15 protein-coding genes are annotated in these 19,129 nt (G+C 62.6%); 10 read left to right on the forward strand and 5 right to left on the reverse strand.

Features of this window, described 5'->3' with window-relative positions; genetic code table 11:
* Positions 1 to 128: 128 nt before the first annotated feature.
* Positions 129 to 677: a MarR family winged helix-turn-helix transcriptional regulator gene (locus EL335_RS00755; protein WP_126443783.1), complete on the reverse strand. Its 549-nt coding sequence runs from the start codon at positions 675 to 677 to the stop codon at positions 129 to 131.
* 32 nt (positions 678 to 709) lie between these two features.
* Here EL335_RS00755 and treS point away from each other — a divergent pair, with 32 nt between their 5' ends.
* Genes treS through EL335_RS00770 form a run of 3 tightly spaced genes read left to right on the forward strand, consistent with a single transcriptional unit; the run spans position 710 to position 11,132 of the window.
* Positions 710 to 4,132 (forward strand): maltose alpha-D-glucosyltransferase, encoded by a 3,423-nt coding sequence (treS, locus tag EL335_RS00760; protein WP_126443784.1) that lies wholly within the window; start codon positions 710 to 712, stop codon positions 4,130 to 4,132.
* On the forward strand, positions 4,129 to 5,997 hold the full coding sequence (gene treZ / locus EL335_RS00765) for a malto-oligosyltrehalose trehalohydrolase (protein WP_284155389.1): 1,869 nt from the start codon (positions 4,129 to 4,131) through the stop codon (positions 5,995 to 5,997). Before treS ends, treZ begins: the two co-directional genes overlap by 4 nt.
* Positions 5,994 to 11,132, forward strand: coding sequence for a malto-oligosyltrehalose synthase (locus EL335_RS00770; RefSeq protein WP_126443785.1), 5,139 nt, complete (start codon positions 5,994 to 5,996; stop codon positions 11,130 to 11,132). Before treZ ends, EL335_RS00770 begins: the two co-directional genes overlap by 4 nt.
* 40 nt (positions 11,133 to 11,172) lie before the next feature.
* Here EL335_RS00770 and EL335_RS00775 read toward each other — a convergent pair whose 3' ends face one another.
* Together EL335_RS00775 and mpl are read right to left on the reverse strand one after the other, a co-directional pair.
* A complete protein-coding gene (locus tag EL335_RS00775) occupies positions 11,173 to 11,355 on the reverse strand; it encodes a hypothetical protein (RefSeq protein ID WP_126443786.1) in 183 nt (60 codons plus the stop codon).
* The gene (mpl, locus tag EL335_RS00780) at positions 11,356 to 12,702 is read right to left on the reverse strand and encodes a UDP-N-acetylmuramate:L-alanyl-gamma-D-glutamyl-meso-diaminopimelate ligase (RefSeq protein WP_126443787.1); all 1,347 of its coding nucleotides are present in this window, start codon (positions 12,700 to 12,702) and stop codon (positions 11,356 to 11,358) included.
* A 49-nt stretch (positions 12,703 to 12,751) separates the two neighbouring features.
* On the opposite strand from mpl, the gene EL335_RS00785 reads away from it, so the two are divergent.
* The 7 genes from EL335_RS00785 (at position 12,752) to EL335_RS00815 (ending at position 18,572) form a co-directional block, all read left to right on the forward strand.
* Entirely contained in the window at positions 12,752 to 13,357 is a 606-nt protein-coding gene (locus EL335_RS00785; RefSeq protein WP_126443788.1) for a hypothetical protein, read from the forward strand.
* 55 nt (positions 13,358 to 13,412) lie between these two features.
* Positions 13,413 to 13,910, forward strand: coding sequence for a type II 3-dehydroquinate dehydratase (gene aroQ / locus EL335_RS00790; RefSeq protein ID WP_126443789.1), 498 nt, complete (start codon positions 13,413 to 13,415; stop codon positions 13,908 to 13,910).
* A 76-nt stretch (positions 13,911 to 13,986) separates the two neighbouring features.
* Positions 13,987 to 14,448 carry an acetyl-CoA carboxylase biotin carboxyl carrier protein gene (gene accB, locus EL335_RS00795; protein WP_126443790.1) on the forward strand — a complete coding sequence of 154 codons (462 nt, stop codon included), beginning with the start codon at positions 13,987 to 13,989 and terminating at the stop codon, positions 14,446 to 14,448.
* A 5-nt stretch (positions 14,449 to 14,453) separates the two neighbouring features.
* The gene (gene accC / locus EL335_RS00800; protein WP_126443791.1) at positions 14,454 to 15,815 is read left to right on the forward strand and encodes an acetyl-CoA carboxylase biotin carboxylase subunit; all 1,362 of its coding nucleotides are present in this window, start codon (positions 14,454 to 14,456) and stop codon (positions 15,813 to 15,815) included.
* Positions 15,815 to 16,699 (forward strand): 50S ribosomal protein L11 methyltransferase, encoded by an 885-nt coding sequence (prmA, locus tag EL335_RS00805; RefSeq protein ID WP_126443792.1) that lies wholly within the window; start codon positions 15,815 to 15,817, stop codon positions 16,697 to 16,699. The genes accC and prmA overlap by 1 nt, the downstream gene beginning before the upstream one ends.
* Before the next feature lie 9 nt (positions 16,700 to 16,708).
* Complete coding sequence (locus EL335_RS00810; protein ID WP_126443793.1) at positions 16,709 to 17,623, forward strand: DUF3426 domain-containing protein; 915 nt, start codon at positions 16,709 to 16,711, stop codon at positions 17,621 to 17,623.
* 13 nt (positions 17,624 to 17,636) lie between these two features.
* Positions 17,637 to 18,572 (forward strand): carbohydrate kinase family protein, encoded by a 936-nt coding sequence (locus tag EL335_RS00815; protein WP_126443794.1) that lies wholly within the window; start codon positions 17,637 to 17,639, stop codon positions 18,570 to 18,572.
* 103 nt (positions 18,573 to 18,675) lie between these two features.
* Here EL335_RS00815 and EL335_RS00820 read toward each other — a convergent pair whose 3' ends face one another.
* Both EL335_RS00820 and EL335_RS00825 read right to left on the reverse strand, forming a co-directional pair.
* Positions 18,676 to 18,873, reverse strand: coding sequence for a hypothetical protein (locus EL335_RS00820; protein WP_126443795.1), 198 nt, complete (start codon positions 18,871 to 18,873; stop codon positions 18,676 to 18,678).
* A gap of 94 nt (positions 18,874 to 18,967) precedes the next feature.
* Positions 18,968 to 19,117 (reverse strand): 30S ribosomal protein THX, encoded by a 150-nt coding sequence (locus EL335_RS00825; RefSeq protein WP_126443796.1) that lies wholly within the window; start codon positions 19,115 to 19,117, stop codon positions 18,968 to 18,970.
* Between the last annotated feature and the right edge of the window lie 12 nt (positions 19,118 to 19,129).

A 19,129-nucleotide genomic window follows, 5' to 3' on the forward strand; every position in this document is an offset into this window, starting at 1 on the left:
CTTCGCTGCAAGCGGTCGCGTCGGTAGCCGGTTCCAGCTCCTCCTGCCAAAAGGCGTCGTCGAGCGCTCAACGTTCGGGCGCGGATAGTTGCACAATCTCCTCGATCTTCTTGATGTAACGCATCTCTTCACCCTCGGCTCATTTTCTGCAGAACGTTGCCGATGGCCTTGCACAGACAAATGAGCTCGCCACGGGGCAGCGATAGCAAAGCGTCGCGCAGGCGGCCTTGGAGCGGGCCGGGTATCGCACTCACCAGAGCGTTGCCCTTTGCTGTCAGATGCAGGCAGATCACCCGGCTGTCGGCGCATTGCCGCTGGCGGAAGATCAAGTCCTTCGCTTCGAGCTTGTCGAGCAAGTTGCTTGCCGTTGACGGATGGATGAACATCGCTTCGGCGAGTTCGCCGATGCGCAAGCCCGGTTGTGCGGAAACGAGCCAAAGCGCCCACAGCTGCGATCCGGAAAGACCATGCCCCGGATCGATACTCTGCATGCCGGCCTCGACGAGGCGCACGAGCCTGAGGATCAGGCCAAAGGCGATTTCGGGCGTCGTGATGGGTATGGAAGCCTCCTCGGCTATCTTGGCATTGCGAACGATCGGGCTGCTGGACATGGATTTGCCGGCTTGGGAGGACGAAACTGTTCGTGCAATAATGTTTTGCACAAAATCATCTGTCAAGCGTTCCGTTCCGCAGTGGGTTACGCTTGGGAATGCATGTCACGCGTAACACACGGCCACATGAACGCAAGCGAGGAGACCCGAAGGTGCGCGAGGAAACATCGGCAAATGTGGAGCACGTGGCCAGCAGCTGGGGGGACGATCCGCTCTGGTTCAAAGACGCGCTCATCTACGAGCTGCACGTCAAAGCGTTTTTCGACAGTGACGGCAGCGGCAGCGGCGATTTCCAAGGGTTGACCGAGAAACTCGATTATCTCCAGGATCTCGGCGTCAATACGCTCTGGCTTTTGCCGTTCTATCCTTCGCCCTTCAAGGACGACGGCTACGACATTTCCGACTATCGCAACGTCCATCCGGAATACGGCACGATGGCCGATGTGCGTAACTTCATCCGCGAAGCGCACCGCCGCGGGTTGAAGATCATCACCGAACTGGTCATCAACCATACTTCGGATCAACATCCTTGGTTCCAAGCCGCACGCCGGGCGCCGCCGGGTTCGAGCAAGCGCAACTTCTATGTCTGGAGCGATACCGACAAGAAGTATGCCGGCACCCGCATCATCTTCACCGACAGCGAGAAATCGAACTGGGCTTGGGATGAGGTGGCGCAGGCCTATTACTGGCATCGTTTCTTCTCACATCAGCCCGATCTCAATTTCGACAACCCGGCCGTGGTCAGGGCGGTAATCCGCATCATGCGTTTCTGGCTCGACCTCGGCATCGATGGCTTACGGCTCGATGCGATCCCTTACTTGTGCGAACGCGAGGGCACGAACAACGAGAACCTGCCGGAAACCCATGCGGTGATCAAACGGATGCGCACCGAGATCGACGCCCGCTACGCCAACCGCATGCTATTGGCCGAGGCCAATCAGTGGCCTGAGGACGTGCGCGAGTATTTCGGCAATGGCGACGAATGCCATATGGCCTACCACTTTCCGTTGATGCCGCGCATGTACATGGCGATCGCCCAAGAGGATCGCCACCCGATCGTCGAGATCATGCGACAAACCCCGGACATTCCGGAGAGTTGTCAGTGGGCGATCTTTCTGCGCAACCATGACGAGCTGACGCTGGAAATGGTCACCGATCGCGAACGTGATTACATGTATCGCATGTATGCCACCGATCCGCGCTCGCGCGTCAATGTCGGCATCCGTCGCCGCTTGGCGCCGCTGATGGACAACAACCGCGACAAGATCGAGCTGATGAATTTCCTGCTCATGACGATGCCGGGTTCGCCGATCATTTATTACGGTGATGAAATCGGCATGGGGGACAATATTTTCCTGGGCGACAGGAATGGCGTCCGCACACCGATGCAGTGGAGTCCAGACCGCAACGGCGGATTCTCGCGCGCCGATCCACAGCGACTTTACCTGCCGCCGATCATGGATCCGATCTACGGCTACGAAGCGGTCAATGTCGAGGCGCAGCAGCGCAATCCTTCGTCGCTGCTCAACTGGATGAAGCGCATGATCGCCGTGCGCAAGGCCCACCGGGCATTCGGCCGTGGCAGCCTGAACTTCCTCGAGCCTGGCAACCGCAAGGTGCTCGCCTATGTACGGGAATGGCGAGACGAGATCATTTTGTGCGTAGTCAACCTGTCGCGCAACGCGCAGCCCGTCGAGCTCGACCTTGCGCCATGGAAAGGACGCGTCCCCGTAGAGCTGATGGGCGGCACGGTCTTCCCGCCGATCGGCACGCTACCCTACCTGCTGACACTCAAGGGTTATGGCTTCTACGCTTTCCGGCTCTCTCTCGATGCCGAGGTGCCCTACTGGCACGAAGAACGGCTGCCACGCCCAGAATTGCCGGTGCTGGTGCTGACCGAAGGCTGGCTGACGCTCGCCGGGGGCAAGGCCGATGCAAGCCTGGTGCGCCGTACCATCGCGGCGACGACCGCGGAACGTCTCACGCATCAAGTGATCGGGCCTTATTTACAGACCAAGCGCTGGTTCAAGGGGCGCAACCGGCCGATTCAGAAGGTTACCTTGGTGGAGAAAGGGGAGTGGAACACCCCGCAGGGAAGCTGGTTCCTGACCCTGATCGAGGTCGGATTCGCGGAAGGCGATGCTCAGCGTTATTTCTTGCCGATGGCGATTTGCTGGGAAGATGAAGCCAGCCAGGAGCGGCTGTCGGCATTGGCGCCCTGGATGCTGGCAAAGGTGCGTCAGAAAGCGCGGATGGGAATTCTCTATGGCGCTTATGGCGACGAGCAATTCTGTCGCGCGCTGGTGCGCGGCATCGGTGCCAATCTCGAAATACCGTTAGGCAAGGGACGTGTTTCTTTCCGCCGTTGCCCACCGTTCGATGCACTGGCCGATGGCGTCGAAGCGACGATCAGCCATCCCGCGCTCGAGCAGAGCAATACCACGGTCTATTTCGGCAACCGGCTATTCCTGAAAGGCTATCGGCAAGTGCAGGCGGGGATCAACCCAGAAGTGGAGATGGGTTGTTATCTCACCGAGACTGCGCAGTTCGGGCACATCGTGCCGGTCGCGGGCACGATCGAGCTCATGGGCAGCGATGGCAATCACTATACCCTCGCACTGCTGCAAGCCTATGTCGAGCACCAGAACGACGGCTGGAATTATGCGCTCGACTATGTCGACCGCTTCCTTGCCGAGCGACTCGCGGATCCGAACGGCCAGAAGAAAACGGCGACAAGCGATCACCACGGCTTTTTCCGCGCACTGATGGCAACGCTCGGGCGGCGCACGGCCGAACTGCATCTCGCCTTGTGCCGCGAGAGCGACGATCCAGCCTTCGCGCCCGAGCCGATCGAACCGGCCGATCTCGATCAATGGAGTCGTGAGGCACGCACTCTTGCGGTCGATGCCCTGGATCGCCTCGAGCATTTCCGTGATGGCGCTGGCGAAGAACAACGTAGCGGCATCGACCGCTTGCTCGCCAAACGTCAACGGCTGCTCGACCATTTCGCACCGCAACGTCTGGCCGGTATCCAAGGATTGAAAACACGCCACCACGGTGACTTCACTCTCGGTCAGGTGCTGTTGGCGCACAATGACTTCATCATTACCGATTTCGAGGGTAATCCGAAACGTTCGCTTGCCGATAGGCGCCGTAAGCACAGCCCGTTGCGCGACGTCGCCAGCATGCTGCGCTGCTTCAGCTACGTTGCGGCTCTTGCCGCCAACAAGGCAACGGCCGAGCGCCCCGCCGACCGCCATCGGCTTGGCCCGCTCGTCCAAGAGTGGGAAAAAGACACCGCTGCGGCGTTCTTGTCCGCCTATCGGGCAACCATTGCTCAATGTCCGAGATTCGACACCGGCGATGCCTGCTTCCAACGCTTGATCGAGTTCTTCACCTTCGAGAAAGCGTGCGCCGAGTTGCTCGATGAAATGGAAAACCGGCCCGACTGGCTGGCCATCCCGATATTCAGTCTGTTGCGCCTGCTCGAAGCGCATGCGCCGACGGAACAGGCGTCATGATGAATCGGTTCTCGCATGCCATGCCGTTCGGGGCCCGGGTGACGCCCGTCGGCGTGCATTTCGGGCTTTGGGCGCCATCGGCGCTACGAGTGATATTGCATATTGAAGGCGATCCACCTGCCGAATATCCGATGACTCGCGACATGACGGGTTGGCATACCCTGGAACTGGCCACCGCCGCAGCCGGTACGCGCTATCGGTTCCGCGTGTCCACGGAACAGGGCGAAAGCCTGCTCGTGCCCGATCCCGCCTCACGTTACAACCCGGACGACGTGCATGGTCCCTCGGAAGTCATTGATCCGACCGCCTTCGTCTGGCCGACCGGCGAGTGTGACTGGAGCGGCCGGCCCTGGCATGAAGCGGTGATCTACGAATTGCACATCGGCACTTTTTCGCCGCCGGGCGATTTCGCCGGCGCCGAAGCGCGACTGGATCATCTCCTCGATCTCGGTGTGACAGCCATCGAACTGATGCCAGTGGCGGATTTTCCGGGGCGACGTAACTGGGGCTACGACGGTGTGCTGCCGTTCGCACCGGATAGCGCCTATGGCCGTCCGGAAGATCTCAAGCGTCTCGTCGCCAGCGCCCATGCACGCGGACTGATGGTGTTCCTCGACGTCGTCTTCAACCACTTCGGGCCCGAGGGCAACTATCTCCATTGCTATTGCCCGGAGTTTTTCGATCCGCACCATCGGACACCGTGGGGAGCGGCGATCAGTTTCGCCGGCAAACGCAGTCGTATCGTGCGGGATTTCTTTGTTCACAATGCACTCTACTGGCTCGAGGAATATCGCCTCGATGGGCTGCGTCTCGATGCCGTCCATGCGATCCGCGACGAGACGGCACCCGACATCGTCGAGGAAATCCGCGACGCCGTGCTTGGGTTTGCTGCCGCGCAGGGACGCCACATCCACTTGATCCTCGAAAACGACAGGAATCAGGCGCGCTATCTCGAAACTCGGCGCTGGCAAGACGGCAGCGCGCCCGGCGGCGTGGCCCAATGGAACGACGACTTCCATCATGCGCTGCATGTGATCCTCACTGGCGAGACGGATGGTTATTACGCCGACTATGCCGACGATCCGTTCATGCCGCTGGCGCGCTGTCTGGCCGAAGGCTTTGCCTGGCAGGGCCAAGTTTCGCCTTACCGCGAGGGCGCCGTGCGCGGCGAACCCAGCGGCCATCTGCCGCCGACCGTCTTCGTCGATTTCTTGCAAACCCATGATCAGATCGGCAATCGGGCTTTCGGCGAGCGCTTGTGTCATCTCGCCCCGACAGCCGCGCTCGAGGCGGCCACCGCCGTGCTGATACTCTCGCCCTCGCCACCGCTGCTGTTCATGGGTGAGGAATTCGCCGCCAGACAGCCATTTTTGTATTTCTGTGATTTCGGGCCGGAGCTCGCTGCTGCGGTCACTGCCGGGCGGCGCGCCGAATTCGCCCGTTTCGCGCGTTTTGCCGATCCGGGGCGGCGAGAGGACATCCCCGACCCCAACGACGCCGCCACCTTTTCCCGTTGCGTGCTCGACTGGGATGCGCTCGATGCGCTGCCGCAGCAACGGATGCTGACGCTCTACAAGCGCCTGCTGGCACTACGAAGCCAAGAGATCGTGCCGCGCCTTGCCGGCATACGGGGCGGTGCCCATGTGACGCGCTTGGGTGTGCGGGCTTTGCGTGCCCAATGGCTGCTCGGCGACGATAGTTGCCTCATTGTCACCATGAATCTTGCCCAAGAGGCGCAGACAGGCATCGCTGTTGTGCCAGGGCGGGTGCTTTTCGCGCTGCCCTCGCTCGATGACGAGCCGTGGCTCGAGGGCCGTCTGCCGCCTTGGTCGGTGATCTGGCAGATCGACGAAGAGGGTAGATGATGAGCGCAGCGCAGTCAGGGCTTCGTATGCTGGCGCGATACTGCGGTATCGCCGATGGCTACACCGACGTCTGGGGCCAAACGCATGCGACGACGGACGAGACTCGACGCGCGCTGCTCGGCGCGATGCGATTACCTGTCGATGCGCGCGCGCCGGACGATATCCTGGAGGAGCTGCAAGCGCGCGACGGGCAACGCATCCTGCCAGCGGTGCACGTCGTGCGCGCAGACGCACCTCTGTCGATCCGTCTTGGTGTGCCGGCACGCGCCGCTCGGGAGCGCTGGCGCTGGAACCTGCATACCGAAGCCGGCAGGATCACGAGTGGCGAAATCGTGCCGGCGATGCTCCCTTTGCTGGGCAAGTGGCTTACCGTCACACAAACAGAGGTTTCGACGCCAGATCGGGAATGGCGTCATTACGCTCTCGAGCTGCCGAGTGTCAGCGAGACTGGCTACCATCGTTTCGATATCACCACGACGGATGGGGCGCTCAAGGCCGTCATGAGTCTGATCGTCGCCCCGCCCACCTGTTACCAGCCTGAGGCGATCCGCGGTTGCGGGCGGGTCTGGGGGCTGGCGGTGCAGCTTTATGGGATGCGCTCGCGCCGCAACTGGGGAATGGGCGATTTCACCGATCTGCGCAATCTCGTCGATATGACGGCGGATGCCGGCGGCGGCATCATTGGCATCAATCCGCTGCACGCGCTGTTCCCGGACGATCCGCAGCATTTCAGTCCCTATAGCCCATCGAACCGCAGTGCCTTGAATGTGCTTTACATCGACGTCGAGGCCACGCGCGAATTCCACGAATGTGCAGCCGCCCAGGCGTTCGTTGCCGCACCCGAATTCCAAGCGCGGCTGCGGCGTCTGCGTGCCGAGGAGCTGGTCGATTATCCGGCAGTGGCCCAAGCCAAGCGCGAGGTGCTCGAGCTGCTCTACCGCCATTTCTGCGAGCAACATCTGGCGCGCGATTCCGAGTATGCCCGTGCATTCCGTCAGTATTGCGCGGAGCGTGGTGCGACACTCGAATATCAGGCGCTGTTTGATGCGCTGCAGGCGCATTTTCGTGCCACCGATCCACTTGTCTGGGGGTGGCCGGTCTGGCCAGAGGCCTATCGCGATCCGCATGGGCCGGCGGTCAAGGCTTTCGTCGCGGCGCAGACCGAGCGGGTGGAATTCTTCGCCTGGCTGCAATGGCTTGCCGACAGCCAGCTGGCTGAAGTCGGACAACGCTCGTGGCAACGCGGCCTGGGGGTCGGTCTGTATGCCGATCTGGCCGTCGGCGCGAACCCGGCTGGCGCCGAAGTCTGGGCATGGCAAGACGTGTTCGCGGTCGGTGCCCATGCCGGTGCGCCGCCGGAAAGAATCAATCTGAACGGCCAGGATTGGGGACTGCCCCCGTTCATTCCCCACCGTTTGCGCGAGGTGGCCTACGCGCCATTGATCGCCATTTTGCGTGCCAACATGCGTCATGCCGGCGCATTGCGCCTCGATCATGCAATGTTCATGACGCGGCTGTTCTGGGTGCCTGCCGGCAAGCCGCCGAGCGAGGGCGCCTATGTTGCTTACCCGCTCGAAGAGATGCTCGGTATCGTCGCCTTGGAGAGCCAGCGCAACCAGTGTCTGATCATCGGCGAGGACCTCGGCACCGTGCCCGAAGGTTTCCGTGAACGGCTGGCCGGCACGGATATCCTGTCCTACCGACCCTTGGTCGAGGAACGCGATGCCGAAGGCGGATTCTTGCCCCCGGCCGAGTTTCCGGCGCAAGCGTTGGTGAGCTTCGCGACCCACGACATGCCGACTCTGGCCGGATTCTGGCTGGGCCGTGATCTCGACGCCCGCGCGGCGCTCGGCCTGTTTCCCGATGAGGCGCAGCGCGAGAGCTTCGTCGTGGAACGGGCGCAGGATCGGGCCCGCCTCTTGATCGCGCTGGCACGCGAAAAGCTATTGCCTGAAGGTGTCGGCGTTCATCCGGTCGCGGTGCCGGAGATCACGCTGCCGCTGGCGCTTGGCGTGCAAGCCTATCTCGCCCGCAGCCCTGCACGCATCTGTCTGGTGCAGCCCGAGGACATCCTTGGCGTCGTCGAGCAGGCCAATCTGCCGGGAACATTGGACGATCGTCATCCCAACTGGCAACGCCGCTTGACGCTCGACCTCGAGGAATGGCCTGCCGATCGCCGTTTCCGCGCCCATGGCGAGGTGCTGTGCCGCGAACGCGGCAGCGCGGTGACGCCGCATACCCCAGAACCGACCCCGCGGCGCACGGCCGTCATCCCGCGCGCCACTTATCGTCTGCAGTTCAACAAATCATTCACCTTTGCGCTGGCGGCGGAACTCGTTCCCTATCTCGCCGCTTTGGGCGTAAGCCACGTCTATGCTTCGCCCTACTTGAAGGCGCGCCCAGGCAGCAATCATGGTTACGACATCGTCGATCATGCCGCACTGAATCCCGAAATCGGTACCGTAGAGGATCACGAACGTTTCATCGCGGCGCTCAAGTCGCACGGTATGGGTCTGATCCTCGACGTGGTGCCCAATCACATGGGCGTGATGGGCGCCGACAATGCCTGGTGGCTCGACGTGCTCGAAAATGGCCCGGCGGCGACCCATGCCGCTTATTTCGACATCGACTGGGATCCCCCCAATCCACGGCTCAAAGGCAAGGTGTTGTTGCCGATCCTCGGCGATCATTATGGCGCGGTGCTCAACCGAGGCGAATTGCGTCTCGAATTCGATGCCGACCATGGGGAGTTCAGCCTTTACTACTGGCAACACCGCTTGCCGATCGATCCGGCCACCTATCCGAAGATCGTCGGTTGGCGCATCGACCGCTTGGCGAACGTGCTAGGAGAACAAGACGAGCGCTTCGTCGAACTATCGAGCCTGCTGACCGCGTTTTCGCGCTTGCCTGACCGTCTGACCGTCAATGGTGCGGCAATGGCCGAGCGACAGCGCGACAAGGAAGTGCACAAACGCCATCTGGCCGCACTCTGCAAAACCTGTCCGGATATCGCCCACCATGTGCACCAGGCGGTGACCGAACTCAACGGCCGACCCAACGAGCCGGCGAGCTTCGATGCACTGCACACACTGATCCAAGCGCAAGGTTATCGTCTTGCCTACTGGCGCGTCGCATCGGACGAGATCAATTACCGGCGTTTCTTCGACATCAACGATCTTGCCGCGTTGCGTATGCAAAGCCCGGCGGTCTTCGAAGACACGCATCGTTACCTGCTGCAGCTCGTGATGCAGGACAAAGTCGATGGTCTGCGCATCGATCATCCCGACGGACTATACGATCCCGGCCGCTATTTCTTCCAGCTGCAGGAGCGCGTCGGTGGCCGGCCGCCACTGCCCGGCGAACCATTGCCACTGTTTCTGGTCATTGAAAAAATTCTCGCCGAGCATGAGCAATTGCCGGCTCATTGGCCCATTCACGGCGCCACCGGTTACCGTTTCGCCAATTTGGCCAATGCGCTGTTCGTCGATCCGGCGGCGGCGCGGCGCATGACGCGCGTCTATGAAGATTTCATCGGAACGCGAGTGGATTTCGAAGAGTGCGTCTACCGCGCCAGAAAGCTGATCATGGAAACCGCGTTGGCCAGCGAGTTGACCGTGCTGGCCAACCGCCTCGCGCGCATTGCCGAAATGGATCGTGATACCTGCGACTTCACGTTGAATGGCTTGCGCGATGCACTCGCCGAAACGGCTGCCTGTTTCCCCGTCTATCGCAGCTATGTCTCGCTCGCCGGCGCATCCCAGGATGACCGGCGTCATATCGAATGGGCCGTTGCCATCGCCAAGAAACGCAGCCCGACCGGCGATGCCTCGATTTTCGATTTCATCCGTGAGGTCCTGACCCTCGATCGGGTGCAGGGACGTAGCGAAACTTATCGGGACGCGGTACTCGGCTTTGCGATGAAGTTCCAGCAGTTTTCCGCGCCGGTGATGGCCAAGGGGCTCGAAGACACGGCGTTTTATCGCTATCACCGGCTCGTCTCGCTCAACGATGTCGGCGCAGACCCTCGCCGTTTCGGCATCTCGGTGGCGGCCTACCATGGCGCAACGCGCGCGCGGGCACGGCGCTGGCCACACAACCTGCTTGCTACCTCGACGCATGACAGCAAACGCTCCGCGGACGTGCGCTGTCGTATCGATGTGCTCTCGGAAATGCCCGCCGTCTGGAAACTGATGCTCAAGCGCTGGCGTCGCATCAACCGCGCCAAGAAACGCGAAGTCGACGGCATGCTCGCCCCCTCGGCCAACGACGAATACCTGCTCTACCAGACGTTGATCGGCACCTGGCCGTTCGCGGCGGCAGTGGAACTCGAGACGTATCGCCAGCGCATCGAGACCTACATGATCAAGGCGGTGCGCGAAGCCAAGGAGCATAGTAGCTGGATCAATCCGAATGCTACCTATGAGGCGGCCCTGTCCGACTTCATCGCCGCACTGCTGGCATTCGGCGAGAAAAACCTGTTCTTGACCGATTTCATCCCCTTTGCGCAGCGCATCGCCCGTCACGGCTTCTATAACAGCCTGTCGCTGACGCTGCTCAAATTCACCGCGCCCGGTGTGCCGGACATTTATCAAGGGTGCGAGCTGTTGCAATTCAATCTCGTCGACCCCGATAACCGTCAGCCGGTCGATTTCACGCTGCGCCGTGCACTTTTGTCCGAAATCGAGGAACTTGCCGAGCGGCCGGGGACACAACGCACGGATGCACTCATCGCGATGCTCGATGATCTGGCGGTCGGCCGCCTCAAGCTCTATCTGATCCATCGTGCGCTGGTCTTGCGCGTACGCTGGCCCGAGCTGTTCCGCGACGGTGCTTACCGGCCGCTCGTGGTACGGGGCGAACGCGCCGTTCATGTTTGCGCCTTCGCGCGCTGCCAGGGCGAGCGCTGCGTCATCGCCGTCGTGCCGCGGCTGACGGCCAAACTGCTCGGCCCGAGCAAAGCGCATCCGCTCGGCGAGTCGGTGTGGGGCGACACATGCATCGAGCTGCCTCCCAATCTACAAAGCCTCGAGTGGTGCGACGAGTTGACCGGCAGGCAACATGACGCCGCGACGGCGCTCGAGGTCGGCGCACTTTTCTCCACTCTTCCCGTGGCCTTGTTGGCCGGACCTGGATGACCGATCGCTGTGTCGCGCATCAAAGCGCTTTGTCGGGCGATCAGCTCGAAAGGAAATGCATCAATGCCGCGCCTAGCGCGATGCCGAGCAGCACCAAGGCCATGCGCTGGGCCAGCGGGCGCAGGTTGGCACGCGCACGGCGGGCGGGCGGGCCGGCGCGCTGCACCAGCAGGCTGGCGGCGACGATCAGCAGCAAGAGGATGATGACGATCTTGGCGAACATTCAGCCGCCCAGTGCAGCGAGCAGCTTGTCATGGATGCCGCCAAAGCCGCCGTTGCTCATCACCAGCACGTGGTCGCCGGGGCGTGCCGCCGCGACGATGAGACGCACGAGATCATCGAGGTCGGCGCTCACTTGCGCCTTCTCGCCAAGCGGCGCCAAGGCGGCGACAGCATCCCAGCCGAGATTCGCGGCGTAGCAGAATACCCGTTCGGCTGTGGCAAGCGCGCCGGGGAGCGCCGCCTTCATCGTGCCGAGTTTCATCGTGTTCGAGCGCGGTTCCAGCACCGCGAAGATGCGCTCATCTCCCACCCGGCCGCGCAGCGCGGCGATCGTTTCGCGGATCGCGGTCGGATGATGGGCGAAATCATCATAGACGGTGACGCCACGGGCGATGCCGCGCACTTCGAGGCGGCGTTTGACATTTTCGAAGCGGGACAATGCTTGAAGACCCCGTGCGATCGGCACGCCAGCATGCCGCGCGGCCAAAAGCGCAGCCAGCGCATTGTTGCGGTTGTGCTCGCCCACCAGTTTCCAGCCGACTCGGCCCACTTCGCCGCTTGCGTCGTGAATGACGAGACTGCCCTCGGCGTCATCGCCGCTGACATGCCAGCCGGCCGGATCATTGAAGCGCTCGACGGGCGTCCAGCAGCCGCGCTGTAATACCCGTTCGAGCGCGGCCTCGGCGGCATTGGCGACGATCAGTCCATTGCCGGGGATCGTCCGCACGAAGTGATGGAATTGCGTTTCGATCGCGGCGAGATCTGGAAAGATGTCCGCATGATCGAATTCGAGATTGTTCAGGATCGCGGTGCGCGGACGGTAATGGACGAACTTGGAACGCTTGTCGCAGAAAGCCGTGTCGTATTCGTCGGCTTCGACGACGAAGAAGGAGGATTCGCTGAAATTGGCCGATCTTCCGAAATTCTTCGGCACCCCGCCGATGAGAAACCCTGGGTCCAGACCTGCATCGGCGAGAATCCAGGCGAGCATCGCCGAAGTGGTCGTCTTGCCGTGCGTGCCAGCGACCGCGAGCACCCATTTGCCTTGCAGGATGTTCTCGGCCAGCCATTGCGGACCGGAAACATAGGGCAGATTGCGTTCGAGGATGGCCTCCAGCAGCGGATTACCGCGCGAAATCGCATTGCCGATCACCCATAGCTCGGCGTTCAGGGCGATCTGGTCGGCGCCGTAGCCCTCGATGAGGCGGATGCCTTCCGCTTCGAGCTGGGTGCTCATCGGCGGATAGACATGCGCGTCGCAGCCGGTGACCTGGTGGCCGGCGGCGCGGGCGAGCAGGGCGATACCGCCCATGAAGGTGCCGCAGATGCCCAGGATGTGGAGGTGCATGGGGATGATGGGGCTACAATGGTGGGGCCATTCTACGGGAGACATCGAGATGTCCCGCCGCAATCGTCCGTCGAGCGTCCAGAATCGTCATTCTCCGGTGTTGCGCTCCGAGCTGGCCCACGCCGCCGCGCGACTGATCGCCGAAGATGGCATGGAATACGGTCTGGCGAAGAGAAAAGCGGCGCGACAGCTGGGCCTGCCGGCGAATTTTCCGTTGCCGGGCAACGCCGAGGTCGAAGAAGCCGTGCGCGATTATCAGGCGATCTATCAGGAAGAGGAGCAGGCCGGGCGGCTCCTCTGGCTGCGTGAAGCGGCCGTTTTCCTGATGCGCCGCTTGGAGCGCTTTTCTCCCTGGCTCACCGGCTCGGTGCTCGATGGCACGGCAACACGCCATTCGCGCATCGACATCCTGCTGTTTCCGGACAGCGCCAAGGAGGTGGAAATCTTCCTGCTCGATCAGGGCATTCCCTTCCATCACGGCATGCCGAAGAGCGAGCGGGTCGAGGCGCTCTTCGTGATCGACGACGAGGAGATGCCGGCTAATCTGATCGTGCTGCCGCCGCGCGAGGAGCGCGTCCATGTCAAGGGCGCGGACGGTCGGGCCCGGCCGCGCGCGCGCCTGGAGACGGTCGAGGCGCTGCTGGCGGGCCGGTGAACGGCAAAAGGGCCGAACTGGACAAACTGCATCGATTTGCGGCAAACTAGCAGCCATGTCGAATTCAACCCGCAAAAAAACGTCTACCGAAAAGGATAGCGGCGCCTTGCCGAGGGCGCATATCCTGGTGTTGCATGGCCCGAACCTGAATCTGCTCGGCACTCGTGAGCCGGAAGTCTATGGCCGCACGACGCTGGCGGACATCCACGCGATGATGGAAGCGCGTGCGCGCGCGGCCGGCGTGCAGATCGAAAGCTTCCAGAGCAACAGCGAAGGCGAGCTGATCGACCGCGTCCAGGCTGCCGGCGCCGAGGGCATCGAATTCATCATCATCAATCCCGCGGGCTATACGCATACCAGTGTTGCTTTGCGTGACGCGTTGGCGGCGGTCGGCATTCCATTCATCGAGATACACCTGTCGAACATCTTTGCCCGTGAGCCGTTCCGGCACCACTCCTACTTTTCCGACATCGCCGTCGGCACGATCTGCGGCCTGGGCGCCCAAGGCTATCTGCTCGCGCTCGAAGCCGCGCTCGAGCGCATCCGTAAGTAAGGTCGGCTGCTCCTGCACAAGGAGCGTTTCGTCATCGATTGCCCGCGCCGAATCCGGCGTGGCTGGGAGGAACCACATGGACCTGAGAAAACTCAAGACCCTGATCGAGCTGGTGCAAAACTCCGGCATCTCTGAGCTGGAAATCAGCGAGGGTGAAGAAAAGATTCGCATCGCCAAGCAGTTGGTCGCCCTGCCGAGCACCACGACGATCAACATGCCGATGGGGCCTGCGGTGGCAACAGCGCCTGCCGTGTCACCAGCGCCGACGCCTGCGCTCGACGCCCAGGCGAGCCCAGAACCGCAAGGCCACATCGTCAAGGCGCCGATGGTCGGCACCTTCTACCGCGCCGGCAGCCCCGGCTCCCCCCCCTTCGTCGAGGTCGGCCAGGCGGTCAAGAAGGGCGACACTTTGTGCATCATCGAGGCGATGAAGCTGATGAACGAGATCGAGTCGGATGCCGACGGCGTCGTCAAGGCGATCCTGGTCGACAACGGCCAGCCGGTGGAGTTCGATCAACCCCTGTTCGTGATCGGCTGATGGCGATGTTCGAGAAAGTCCTGATAGCCAACCGCGGCGAGATCGCGCTGCGTGTGCTGCGCGCCTGCCGCGAGCTGGGCATCCGCACCGTGGCGGTGCATTCCACCGCCGATGCCGAGGCCAAATACGTCAAGCTCGCCGACGAATCGGTCTGCATCGGCCCGCCGGCCTCACAATCGAGTTACCTGAACATCCCGGCGATCATCTCGGCGGCGGAGGTCACCGACGCCCAGGCGATCCATCCCGGCTATGGCTTTCTTTCCGAGAATGCCGACTTCGCCGAACGGGTGGAAAAATCCGGCTTCGTCTTCATCGGCCCAAAGGCCGAGACGATCCGGCTGATGGGCGACAAGGTCTCGGCCAAGAGCGCGATGAAAGAAGCGGGCGTGCCCTGTGTGCCCGGTTCCGAAGGCGCATTGCCCGAAGATCCGCAACAGATCGTGAAAATCGCGCGGGAAATCGGCTATCCAGTGATCATCAAGGCGGCAGGAGGAGGTGGCGGCCGCGGCATGCGCGTCGTGCACACCGAGGCGGCTCTCCTCAACGCGGTCACCATGACGCGCAGCGAAGCGCAGGCGGCCTTCGGCAATCCGATGGTCTACATGGAGAAGTTCCTCGAGAACCCGCGGCACATCGAAATCCAGGTGCTGGCCGACAATTACCGCAACGCGGTGTGGCTTTCCGAGCGCGACTGCTCGACGCAGCGGCGTCACCAGAAAGTGATCGAGGAAGCGCCGGCGCCGGGCCTCCACCGGCGCACCATCGCGCGCATCGGCGAACGCTGCGCCGAGGCCTGCCGCCGCATCGGCTATCGCGGCGCCGGCACCTTCGAGTTCCTCTATGAGAACGGCGAGTTCTATTTCATCGAGATGAACACGCGCGTGCAGGTCGAGCATCCGGTCACCGAGCTCGTCACCGGCATCGACATCGTGAGCGCGCAGATTCGCATCGCCGCCGGCGAGAAGCTGTGGTTCCGCCAGCGTGACGTCGAGATTCGCGGCCATGCGATCGAATGCCGCATCTGCGCCGAAGACCCGTTCAAATTCACGCCATCTCCTGGCAAGATCGTCAATTGGCATCCACCCGGCGGACCGGGCATCCGCGTCGATTCGCATGTCTATTCCGGCTACACGGTGCCGCCGCACTACGATTCGATGATCGCCAAGCTGATTTCCTATGGCGAGACGCGCGATCAGGCCATTCGCCGCATGCGCATCGCCCTTTCCGAAATGATGGTCGAGGGCATCAAGACCAACATCCCGCTCCATCAGGATTTACTGCTCGACCAGAATTTCATCGATGGCGGCGCGAGCATCCACTATCTCGAAGAGAAACTCGCCGCGCGCGAGGAAGCCAGCCGAAAATAATGTGGCTCTCGGTCGCCATCGAAACCGATGCAGCGCATGCCGAAGCGCTCTCGGATGCGCTGTTGGCCGCCGGGGCGATCTCGGCAACAGTCGAAGATGCGCTGGCCGGCACCGAGCTCGAGACGCCGCAGTTCGGCGAACCCGGCTCGCCGGCGACGCCGGCGTGGGAAAGGAGCCGCGTCGTCGCGCTATTCGAACCGTCTGACGATTTGCGCGAACGGATCGTCGCCACCTTGAAAGAAGCCGGGCTCGCCGTCCCCGCGGCGATCGCTTTCGAGGAGGTCGCCGAAGCCGACTGGGTGCGTCTGACGCAAGCGCAGTTCGAACCGATCCGGATTTCCGAACGCTTGTGGATCGTGCCCTCGTGGCATGTGCCCCCCGATCCAGCCGCGATCAATCTGCTGCTCGATCCGGGGCTCGCGTTCGGCACCGGCTCGCATCCGACCACGCGGCTGTGCCTCGAATGGCTCGAGGCGAATATAACGCCCGGCTGTTCGGTGCTCGATTACGGCTGCGGTTCGGGCATTCTCGCCATCGCCGCGAAGAAACTCGGCGCTGGCCGAACGGCAGGGGTGGACATCGACCCGGCGGCGCTTACGGCAGCGGCCGACAATGCCGGCAGAAACGACGTCACGATCCGCTTCCTGCACGCCAATGCCCCCCTCGAAGATCGTTTCGATCGCGTCGTCGCGAACATCCTGACCAATCCGCTGAAGCTGCTCGCGCCGGTGCTTGCCGCGCGGCTCGCCTCGGGTGGCCATCTGGCGCTCTCCGGCGTTCTCGAATCACAGGCCGATGAGGTCATCGCCGCCTATGCGCCGTGGCTGCCGCTGCGGGTCGGCGCGCAGCATGAAGGTTGGGTAAGACTCGAAGGGATCAAGTAAACTCCTTGCATGCTGACCCACTGCCCGCATTGCCAGACGCAGTTCCGCGTCACCGCCGAGCAACTCAAGCTCCGCCAGGGCAAGGTGCGCTGCGGGGTCTGCCGGCAAGTCTTCGACGCGCTGGAGAGCCTGAGCGATGAAATCATCCCGGTCGTGCCCGAAACGCCGACCCTGACGCTGCCTCATTCGGCCGCTCTCGCGGCCAACGAAAGTTCCCTGCCTCCACCCGAGCCCAAGCCCGAACCCGAACCCGAACCCGAACCCGAGCCCGAGCCCGAGCCCGAGCCCGAACCCGAACCCGAACCCGAACCCGAACCCGAACCTGAGCCCGAGCGTGAGCCTGAGTCGGCTGAGGCGACAGAGCCGCGGGAGACCGAGACGGGCGCTCCCGCCGAACCGGTTTCGGTTGAGGAAGAATCAACCGAAGGGCCTGCCGCGCCGCGCCTGCCACGCCGCTGGCCGTGGGCGATCGGCAGCATCATCCTATTCCTGCTGTTCGTTGGCCAGCTCGCTTATTTCTTCCGCAACGATCTGGCAGTGGTCTCACCCGAACTGCGACCGCTCATCGTCTCAACTTGCGAGAGCCTCGGCTGCACCCTGTCGCGGCCGATCCGGCCCGATCTCGTCGGCATCGTCGATTCCGACCTCGTCCCCGAAGGGGAGGAAGGCAAGGTGTTGCGGCTCACTGCGAAGTTGAAGAACAGCGCGACCTTCGCGCAGGATTACCCGCATCTCGAGCTCACGCTCACCGACACTCAGGATGCCGCGCTGGTGCGCAAGGTGTTCACGCCGGTCGATTATCTGCCCGCAGGTCGCGACATCGCCGCCGGCTTTGCCGCCCAGGGCGAAATCGACATCGATCTGCGGCTTACCGCTCACGACGTCGCCGCGGCCGGCTATCGTCTCTACCTGTTCTATCCCTGATCCGCCCCACATCATGCACACGCTCATCTGCGGCTCGCTCGCTTACGACACCATCATGGTGTTCAACGACCGTTTCAAGCATCACATCCTGCCTGAGCAGATTCACATCCTCAACGTCGCCTTTCTCGTTCCCGACATGCGGCGCGAATATGGCGGCTGCGCCGGCAACATCGCCTACAACTTGCGCCTGTTGGAAGGCCGTCCCTTGATCATGGCGGCAGTCGGCGACGATTGCGAACCTTACCTTGCACGCCTGAAGATGCTCGGCCTCGATGCCACCCACGTGCGCCGCGTGCCGGGCACCTTCACTGCGCAGGCCTTCATCACCACCGATCTGGACGACAACCAGATCACCGCCTTCCACCCCGGCGCGATGAACCACTCGCACGAAAACCGGGTCGGCGACGCCAAAGGCGTCAACCTGGGCATCGTCGCCCCGGACGGACGCGAAGGCATGCTCCGCCATGCACGCGAATTCCATGCGCTGGGCATCCCCTTCGTCTTCGATCCCGGCCAAGGACTGCCAATGTTCGCTGGCGACGAGCTGATGGAATTCTTGAGCCTGGCCGACTACTGCTGCGTCAATGACTACGAAGCGAAGCTGCTTTGCGAGCGCACCGGCCGTCCGCTCGAAGCGCTGGCGCGCGAGGTCAGGGCGCTCGTCGTCACGCTGGGCGGCAATGGCTCGCGCATCTACGCCGCTGGCCAGACGATCGACATACCCGCCGTCGTGCCCGAAGCGGTGCTCGATCCGACCGGCTGCGGCGATGCCTATCGCGCCGGGCTGCTCTATGGCATCCAGCGCGGCTGGAACTGGGAAAAAACCGGACGGCTCGCCAGCCTGATGGGCGCGATCAAGATCGCCCACCGCGGCGGCCAGAACCACAAACCGACGCGCGCCGAGATCGCCGCGAGGTATCGAGCCGCCTGGGGCGAAAGCCTACACTGAAACCGGCGCTGCCGGAATCAGGAACGTCCCGCCGGGCGCCGATTTGTCACGAAGAATCGGCGCTGCCGGGACGGCACCCACCTGCCTGGCCGGTGGGCCGGGCTCAATCCTTGGGTTTCCAATACTCCAGCTTGGTCAGCATCTTGTCTTCGATCGCCTTGACGCGCTGGCGATAGCTTTCATACCAGCTGCCCGCCGGCGGCGCGCAATACTGCGCGTAATCGAAGCCATGCTCGCGGGTGTATTCGGCGAACTCTCGATCGAGCTTCAGTTTTTCCTGGATCAATTGTGCATCGGCCATGATGGTCTCCTTGAACGAGGAAAAAGTCGGCAATCAGAAAATAGGGCGAGAGCGCGCGCGAATCAAGAACCGCGCGGCCCTCGTCGCGGAGGGGTCAGGCATCCGACGGAGTCTTGGTCGCGCCGCCGGTGGCTGGGGGCGGCTGCAGCTCGCGCTGCGGCCGGTTGGTATCGTGCGAGCGACGCTTGCCATAGCTGCCGCGAAAGAGCTTGCCGCGCAGGGAGCGGCGATCACCTTTGCCCATGTCGTTCTCCTT

The organism is Sulfuricystis multivorans, from assembly GCF_003966565.1.
In the GTDB taxonomy this organism is placed as follows: Bacteria; Pseudomonadota; Gammaproteobacteria; order Burkholderiales; family Rhodocyclaceae; genus Sulfuricystis; species Sulfuricystis multivorans.

Bases quoted from the DNA above. Each gene is read 5' to 3' on its own strand.
- treS (WP_126443784.1), top strand. From the start codon at position 710: ATGCATGTCACGCGTAACACACGGCCACATGAACGCAAGCGAGGAGAC.
- treZ (WP_284155389.1), top strand. From the start codon at position 4,129: ATGATGAATCGGTTCTCGCATGCCATGCCGTTCGGGGCCCGGGTGACG.
- EL335_RS00770 (WP_126443785.1), top strand. From the start codon at position 5,994: ATGATGAGCGCAGCGCAGTCAGGGCTTCGTATGCTGGCGCGATACTGC.
- EL335_RS00775 (WP_126443786.1), bottom strand. From the start codon at position 11,355: ATGTTCGCCAAGATCGTCATCATCCTCTTGCTGCTGATCGTCGCCGCC.
- mpl (WP_126443787.1), bottom strand. From the start codon at position 12,702: ATGCACCTCCACATCCTGGGCATCTGCGGCACCTTCATGGGCGGTATC.
- EL335_RS00785 (WP_126443788.1), top strand. From the start codon at position 12,752: ATGTCCCGCCGCAATCGTCCGTCGAGCGTCCAGAATCGTCATTCTCCG.
- aroQ (WP_126443789.1), top strand. From the start codon at position 13,413: ATGTCGAATTCAACCCGCAAAAAAACGTCTACCGAAAAGGATAGCGGC.
- accB (WP_126443790.1), top strand. From the start codon at position 13,987: ATGGACCTGAGAAAACTCAAGACCCTGATCGAGCTGGTGCAAAACTCC.
- accC (WP_126443791.1), top strand. From the start codon at position 14,454: ATGTTCGAGAAAGTCCTGATAGCCAACCGCGGCGAGATCGCGCTGCGT.
- prmA (WP_126443792.1), top strand. From the start codon at position 15,815: ATGTGGCTCTCGGTCGCCATCGAAACCGATGCAGCGCATGCCGAAGCG.
- EL335_RS00810 (WP_126443793.1), top strand. From the start codon at position 16,709: ATGCTGACCCACTGCCCGCATTGCCAGACGCAGTTCCGCGTCACCGCC.
- EL335_RS00815 (WP_126443794.1), top strand. From the start codon at position 17,637: ATGCACACGCTCATCTGCGGCTCGCTCGCTTACGACACCATCATGGTG.
- EL335_RS00820 (WP_126443795.1), bottom strand. From the start codon at position 18,873: ATGGCCGATGCACAATTGATCCAGGAAAAACTGAAGCTCGATCGAGAG.
- EL335_RS00825 (WP_126443796.1), bottom strand. From the start codon at position 19,117: ATGGGCAAAGGTGATCGCCGCTCCCTGCGCGGCAAGCTCTTTCGCGGC.